The organism is Pseudoalteromonas sp. MelDa3, from assembly GCF_002863625.1.
Lineage (GTDB): Bacteria > Pseudomonadota > Gammaproteobacteria > Enterobacterales > Alteromonadaceae > Pseudoalteromonas > Pseudoalteromonas arctica.
Genome location: NZ_PJBR01000253.1, coordinates 1 through 7,598 on the forward strand (window position 1 = coordinate 1; position 7,598 = coordinate 7,598).

Consider the following 7,598-nt stretch of genomic DNA (forward strand, 5'->3'; position numbering starts at 1 on the left):
TTTGGTATATCGCTAGACGACTTTGGTGTTGGTTTTACTAATATGAATCAGCTTCGAAATCTTCCTTTTACTGAAATTAAGATAGACCGCTCACTTATTAGCCATATAGAAACAGATTTATTTTCTCAAGTGGTCGTAAGTTCGTTATTTAATATTACGAGTAAAGATAATTTAGACTTAGTAGCAGAAGGCGTTGAACGCCCAGAAGAGCTTGTTTATTTAAGGCATTATAGAAGAAAACTAGCCATACAAGGTTTTTTATTTAGCCGCCCTAAACCACAAGATGAATTTATATCTTGGGCTAAAGATTGGCTGAAAACTGATGGCAACCCCGCTTAAAGCGGTATTAATATTTAATCGGGGCTGGTTAACTAATTATCACCCCGAGTGTGTTTATCTTCTTCACTGACTATATGCGCACTGCTTGCTAAACGTTTGTGCCAACGCTGCCTTGCTACTGCGCGCATATTAGTAGATTGGTCACGCTCATCTACAATCTCTAGCCCCATTAAAGCTTCAATCATATCCTCTAGCGTTACAATACCTTGCACGTCACCGTACTCATCTACAACTAGGCATATATGCGTGCGCTTTGTTAAAAGAGTTTGCAGTAACGACGATACATTTTGAGAACTCGGCACCGTATAAATAGGCTTAATCAATTTGCTAATTTTGTAATCGGTACCTAAACGGTGAAATGCCAGCATAATATCGTTTTTATGCACAAACCCAACAATATCGTCGCTGTCTTTATCAAATACCAATATACGAGAAAATGACGACGAGCCGTGATCGTTTAAATACTGATTTACTGTTAAGTCTTTGTGGATTTTAAAAATTACAGTTCGAGGCGTCATTAAGTCGCATAATTTTGCATGTCTAAAATGCAATAAATTACGAATTATTTCGGACTCATCCTGATGTAATGCACCCGACTCCGTACCTATATCAGCCATTGCCTCTATCTCTTGACGAATATAGTAAGCCTCATCGTGCTTTGGACCCATTAAATTTGTTAGCTTTTGTGCAAACCATACAAAAGGCTTTAGCGATATAACTAAAAACCTCAAAGCGTAAGTAACACTTGGCGTTAGAGCTCGCCAGTAATTAGCCCCCAGGGTTTTAGGAATAATTTCAGAAAGGATTAATACGAGGAATGTCATAATGGCTGATGCAATACCTACAGCCGCATCGGAAAACACGACAGCTGCCTGTGCGCCTACCCCAGCAGCACCCGCAGTATGGGCAACCGTATTTAAAGTTAAAATAGCAGCTAAAGGCTGATCTATATTGTTTTTAAGTTTTTCGAGCTGTTTAGCAAGCTCAGGGTGCTCTTTCCTAAGTGATGCAACATAGCTGGGCGAAATACTTAATAACACAGCCTCCATCACAGAACATAAAAACGAAATAACAATCGCCACTACCATATAAACTATCAGTAAAGTCACTTTCTCTCCTCTATATTGGATATGTGAGCATGGTATCAATACATGCTATATTTGGCCAAACTTCCAATAATAATAGGCATAATAATGAAATTTAGCGCACCATGGTGTCATCAAAATAAGCTATTTAGGTACGCAGCGACTCTTTTGACGCTTAGCAGCTTAAGCTTTGCTGCAATAGCTGCACCATTGGATAAATCAAAAATTCAGTTTATTGGCCCACTTGCCGAAGACATGCAGTTAAAGCCTTTTCAAACACCTCATGGCAATGCCATTATTAATAACCTATTGCCGCAGCTACAAGCAGACTCAGATAGTTTTTCTGTATTTGGGAAAAAACAAAACTGGCAGCCGTTTAATAAAATCAATGCGCTCACTTTAGGTGGGTTACAGGCACTAAAATTTAATATTGAAACAACCCGCTTTACACAAGGTACGCTTACCTTAAAAGGGATTGAGCAAGGTCAGTTATTTATTAATGGCGAACTACAAACAGGCGATAAAAATAGCTATAAGTTAGCTTTAAATAACAGTACTCACTCTATTTTAATAGTAGTCCAACAAGTAGCTAATTGGCACGACGTAATGCTTGATTTTGCACCTAAAAGCGATGTTGATAAAATTACGCTTAGCGCCTCACAAACAAAACGCTTATCTGCAAAACAATTGTTTGATGCCCCTACAATCAGCCAATTATCACTCGCACCTAATGCTAAGCAGTACGTTACTACTACTCGCACTTATAGCGATAAAACACAAAACCAAGCAAATACAGTTACTGTACTTAAAGATTCAGATAATCAAACGCTTTATCGCTTCGAAGCAGGCCAACCAAGTAACATTATTTGGAGTCCAGATAACCAATATTTAGTGTATTTGTTAAATGGTGAACTTAAACAACTTAGCCGTAAAAACTTCTCAATAAAAACATTAGCAAACGATTTAGAAGGAGCCAATGGCTTTACCTTTTATAACGACACCAGTCTTTTGTTTAGCTGGTCTAAATCACCTGAGAGCACTAACAGCTTAACCAAGCACTATAAAGGTCTACAAGATCGTTGGTCGTATGCACGTACCACCAGCCAAATTTACATGCTTGATACTAAAAGTGGTTTAACAAAAGCACTTAGCCAAGGTCCTCTTTCTTACAGCCTTGAAGATTCAAATAGTAACCGTGGCAAAATATTAATGAGCCGCCCAGTAATGGCAATGCAAGCATCAACCCACCCTGAAACAGAGTTAGTCGAACTCGATTTAAAATCAAACAAGCTTTCATCGCTTGGTAAATTCAAAACATTTAATTTAGCCAAATACGCAAATAAAGATATTTATGTAATTGCAGGCCCTGACTTTAAAAATGGCGCAGGCAGAGTTCTACCAAAAGCAATGCTTGCTAATAACTACGACGGGCAACTTTACCTACTTACTGAAGGTGGTAAAAACGTAAAAGCACTTAGTAAACAATTCGATTCTGCTATTGGCCAACTGCAAGTTTTAGAAAACGGCGATGCGCTCATAAAAGTAACAGAGCAAGACACTCAACAACTTTACCTATTTGATTTAAGTAAACAACGCTTAAAAAGTTAAATACAGGATTGGATATTGTTGAACAATTTAGCTACTCACACGACCGTAATACCGAAATTTTATTAAGTGGCACTAACGCTTTAGCGCCACAACAGCTAAAGCGCCTTAACGTAAGTAAAAATAAAACAGATTTAATATGGGATTCAAAACCAAGTAGCTATGCAAATACACGACTCCCTACATTAGAGGAGTTTAATTTTAAAAATAAACATGGGGTTGAAATAACTGGCCGCGTTTATATTCCTAGCAATTTAGATAAAACTAAAAAGCACCCGGCGCTCGTGTATTACTACGGCGGCACTTCACCAGTTACGCGTGGTTTTACAGGTCGTTACCCGTTTAACTTATGGGCAGAAAATGGCTACGTTGTTTATGTAGTACAACCTACTGGCGCAACAGGGTTTGGACAAAAGTTTTCAGCGCAGCATGTTAATGCCTGGGGCGACTTCACCGCAGACGATATCATCGAAGGCACGCAAGCCTTTTTAAAAAAATACAACTATGTTGATAGTGAAAAGGTAGGGAATTTAGGGGCATCATACGGTGGCTTCATGACCATGTTATTGGCAACTAAAACCGATATATTTAGTGCTTCAATAGCTCATGCGGGTATTTCTAATATTACCTCGTATTGGGGTGAAGGTTGGTGGGGCTATTTATATTCAGGCGAAGCATCAAAAAATAGCTTTCCGTGGAATAACCCTGAGCTTTACAGCCAGCACAGCCCTGTATTTCATGCCGACAAAGTAACAACTCCTATGTTACTTCTTCATGGTGATAGCGATACCAATGTACCTGTAGGCGAAAGTTTAACCATGTACACTGCGCTTAAATTACTTAATAAGGACGTGGAGTTAATAGAATACAAAGGCGCCGACCACCAAATTTTTGCACGCGATAAACGATTTGATTGGTGGAACACCATGCTTGCATACTTTGATAAAAAGCTAAAAGAGGAACCTCAATGGTGGGACTCAATGTATAAAAATGACTGAGTCTAAACCTTTAAAATAACGACTTAATACAGATTTATTAATAGTAGTATTAATTATTTAGCACCTTTTAATTAGTTTAAAGGTGCTAACCTCATCCTCTAATAACGTCTTATACACCTTTGAAATATTAAGTTACTTAAAACTAATAAACCCCCTTCTCAGCATTTACCTAATGGTGCTACCATACAGAGCTATAAGCATTCAAAATAAAGTACTATGGCTATTAATGTTTTATTGGTTGAAGACGATGAACTACTCGTTAAACGCATCCAAAATCACTTTGCAGATACCGAATTTACAATAGAGGTAGACCCAACTGGCGCTGATGCACTTAACATTGTAAGGCAGCGGGTAAACCTGCGCGGTGCTATATCATTAGCCATAATTGACATTGTTTTGCCAAAGCGCGATGGGCTTCAGCTCGCAAAAGAATTAAACACACTTACCGATATTGGCGTTATTGTATTATCGAGTCGTGACTCCCAAGCCGATCGTATTGCAGGCCTTGCACAAGGTGCTGACGACTATATTTGTAAGCCTGTCGATTTACTTGAGTTAGAACTTCGCATGCGCGCGCTCTATAAGCGTGTTGCCGTTAACCTAGAAGACGACGAAAGCGAAGAGTTTATAGAATATGCTGACTTTAAGCTTCACCCCGATAACCGCACATTAATTACTGCTGCAGGCGTTGAATCACGCTTAACTGAAGCCGAACATAAAGTGCTTATTTGCTTAATTAGTAATGCGGGTAAAGCCACATCCCGTGAAAAAATATCAGAAGAAATAGGCCAGCCCGATTGGAGTCCAAACGATCGTACTGTTGATGTGCTGATTGGTCGTTTACGTAAAAAATTAAATGACGAAAAAGATCAAAAACGCATTGTTACCGTACGCGGTAAAGGCTATATGCTCTCTATTTAATATTTAGTTAATTGCGCAATAAGGCGCTCAAATGCGCGGTAATTAAGTGCCTCTTTAAGCTCATTTAAACTAATGTTTTCAGCGCCTTTTAAATCACTAATAGTACGCGCCACTTTAATCACTCTATGATAAGAGCGTGGCGATAAAGACAACTTCTCGCTTGCTCTGGCTAAAAACTGCAACTCTGCTGGCGCTAGTACACAGTGCACACTCATTTCTTTATTATTAAGCCTCGCATTAACCTTACCTTGGCGTTTTAGCTGTAGGTAATAAGCCGCTTCAACTCTTGCTCTAACCTCAGCACTACTTTCCTCTGGCTGAGTACTTTGTAGTTCAACGCTCGTTAGACGAGGCAGTTCTATTTGCAAATCAATACGGTCAATAAAAGGTCCTGATACTCGCGATAAATAACGCATAACTTGATCGGGAGTTGCCCGCTTATCAGTATGGCTCCCTGTTGGGCTTGGATTTAATGCTGTAATAAGCTGAAACTGCGCCGGAAACTCCATTTGCCTAGCTGCACGTGAAATAGTAACTGTACCGGTTTCCATTGGCTCACGCAGTGAATCAAGTACCTTACGCTCGAATTCCGGTAACTCATCTAAGAAGAGCACACCGTTATGTGCCAGAGAAATTTCACCAGGTTTGGGATTCGAAGAGCCCCCCACCAAGGCAACAGCTGAACAAGTATGATGTGGATTACGAAATGGCCGCTGTCGCCAATTAGTTAAATCTATGGATTGCCCAATAATAGAGTAAAGCGCAGCTGTCGAAATAGCTTCATCGTCCGACATAGTAGGCATTATAGTTGCCATTCGCTGGGCCAGCATCGATTTACCAGTACCTGGAGGGCCTAAAAATAATAAATTATGCCCGCCAGCTGCAGCAATTTCGAGTACTCGCTTTGCACCGGGCTGACCTTTCACATCGCTTAAATCAAGTAAAAAGTCAGGGGCTTGTGTGCAGTCGGGATATTCTATATTTAATGGTAAGGGTTGTTGATTAAGTAAATCCCCCCACACTTCTTGAATAGAGCTTACGGCTTTGCGTTTAACGCCATTAACTAGGCTTGCTAGGCTGTCGTTTGCAAGAGGTAAAAAGCAGCAACGATCTTGCTCTTTTGCAGCAAGTACCGAAGGTAAAATAGCGTTTACACCACGCACCTCACCATTAAGAGCAAGCTCACCATAAAACTCGTACTTGTGAATATCAGGACACACTATTTGCCCAGAGGCGACTAAAATACCCACCGCAATAGCAAGATCAAACCGTCCGCCATCTTTTGGCAAATCGGCAGGGGCTAAATTTACAGTTATTCGTTGATCGGGAAAACCAAATTGTGAGTTTTCGAGTGCGCTACGTACTCTATCTTTTGATTCTTTAACGGACGCTTCGGGCAGGCCTACTATATGAAAAGCGGGTAAACCATTTCCTAGGTGAACTTCTACAATAACTTCAGGGGCATTTATACCCACTTGAGCACGAGAAAATATACGAGCTAACGACATTCCTTATCCTAGTAAATGGTGTGATTACACCAGTTTAGTCAGGATATTTAAAAACGTGTAATGTGATTTGCCATTTTATAGCAGCTAAACGAAGTAATAAGGTCATTAACATACCTAATACCATCGCCATTTCGGTTACTAACGAAAAACTAATGCCAAGCGTATAAACAGTGCCACCCGCTATACAGGTAATAGCGTAAAGCTCACCTTTTAATAGCATAGGGATCTCGCGTGCAAGCACATCTCGAATTAATCCACCAAAGCAGCCTGTAATTACAGCCATAATTACCGCTGTCATATCGGGCATACCAACAAGCTGCGCTTTTTGCGCCCCCATTACTGCAAAAAAAGCTAAACCAAACGCATCCGCTGTTTGTAAAATATAATGAGGTATCGGCTTTTGTTTATTTATAAGGCGTGTTGTAACAAATACTGAAGCTAGTATGGCAAAAAAGTAACTTTGATCGTGTAACCAAAACACTGGAACATCTAAAATTAGATCTCGCACTGTACCACCACCAATAGCAGTTACCGTCGCTAAAACTACGACTCCAAAGCCATCCATTTTTTTTTCGTACGCTAGCAAAGTGCCCGACACAGCAAACACCGCAATGCCTATTAAATCAAACCAGTGATAAAGTTCTGTCATGTGATGTGTATTGTTACTTAAAATCTTTTAACCGTTTTAACATAAAATACTCTTTTTTAAAAAATAAGTTATTTGTTAAACGTCACAGATATTAGAGTAAAGTCATTAAATAAAGCAGAATATAAGGTATTTTATCAAACTGCTGACACAAAAATCACTCGATAAAGAGTGCGATTTTGTTTTAAATTTTTAGATATTTAATTTCAGTGGTTGCGGGAGCTTGGGTTTGTAAAAAGCGAACCGACGACCTTCGCTTACTTATGCAGAGTATTTTGCGTAGTAACGGTGAGTTTTATAATTATAGGAATTCATTAAACTGCAGACGCAAAAAATCACTCGATAAAGAGTGCGATTTTGTTTTAACTTTTTAGGTATTTAATTTCAGTGGTTGCGGGAGCTTGAGTTTGTAAAAAGCGAACCGACGACCTTCACTTACTTGTGCAAAGTATTTTGCGCAGTAACGGTGAATTTTATAATTATAGGAATTCATTGA

General features: G+C 39.5%; 5 protein-coding genes and 1 pseudogene. 3 read left to right on the plus strand and 3 right to left on the minus strand.

The window, feature by feature from the left end:
• Positions 1–339 (plus strand): EAL domain-containing protein (locus CXF89_RS20690; protein WP_145990861.1); only part of this gene is annotated, 339 nt, incomplete at its 5' end.
• 32 nt (positions 340–371) lie between these two features.
• Here the strand turns inward: CXF89_RS20690 and CXF89_RS20695 are convergent.
• The gene (locus tag CXF89_RS20695; protein ID WP_101217615.1) at positions 372–1,448 is read right to left on the minus strand and encodes a hemolysin family protein; all 1,077 of its coding nucleotides are present in this window, start codon (positions 1,446–1,448) and stop codon (positions 372–374) included.
• A gap of 84 nt (positions 1,449–1,532) precedes the next feature.
• Between CXF89_RS20695 and CXF89_RS20700 the strand changes: the two are divergent.
• A pseudogene (locus CXF89_RS20700) lies at positions 1,533–4,027 on the plus strand (alpha/beta hydrolase family protein).
• Positions 4,028–4,243: 216 nt separating this feature from the next.
• Positions 4,244–4,948 carry a response regulator transcription factor gene (locus CXF89_RS20705; protein ID WP_002957913.1) on the plus strand — a complete coding sequence of 235 codons (705 nt, stop codon included), beginning with the start codon at positions 4,244–4,246 and terminating at the stop codon, positions 4,946–4,948.
• On the opposite strand, the gene CXF89_RS20710 is transcribed toward CXF89_RS20705, so the two are convergent.
• Together CXF89_RS20710 and CXF89_RS20715 are read right to left on the minus strand one after the other, a co-directional pair.
• Positions 4,945–6,456: a YifB family Mg chelatase-like AAA ATPase gene (locus CXF89_RS20710; protein WP_024590552.1), complete on the minus strand. Its 1,512-nt coding sequence runs from the start codon at positions 6,454–6,456 to the stop codon at positions 4,945–4,947. The two genes, CXF89_RS20705 and CXF89_RS20710, sit on opposite strands and share 4 nt — an antisense overlap.
• Positions 6,457–6,490: 34 nt before the next feature.
• Positions 6,491–7,105 (minus strand): trimeric intracellular cation channel family protein, encoded by a 615-nt coding sequence (locus tag CXF89_RS20715; protein ID WP_007587018.1) that lies wholly within the window; start codon positions 7,103–7,105, stop codon positions 6,491–6,493.
• Positions 7,106–7,598: the final 493 nt, after the last annotated feature.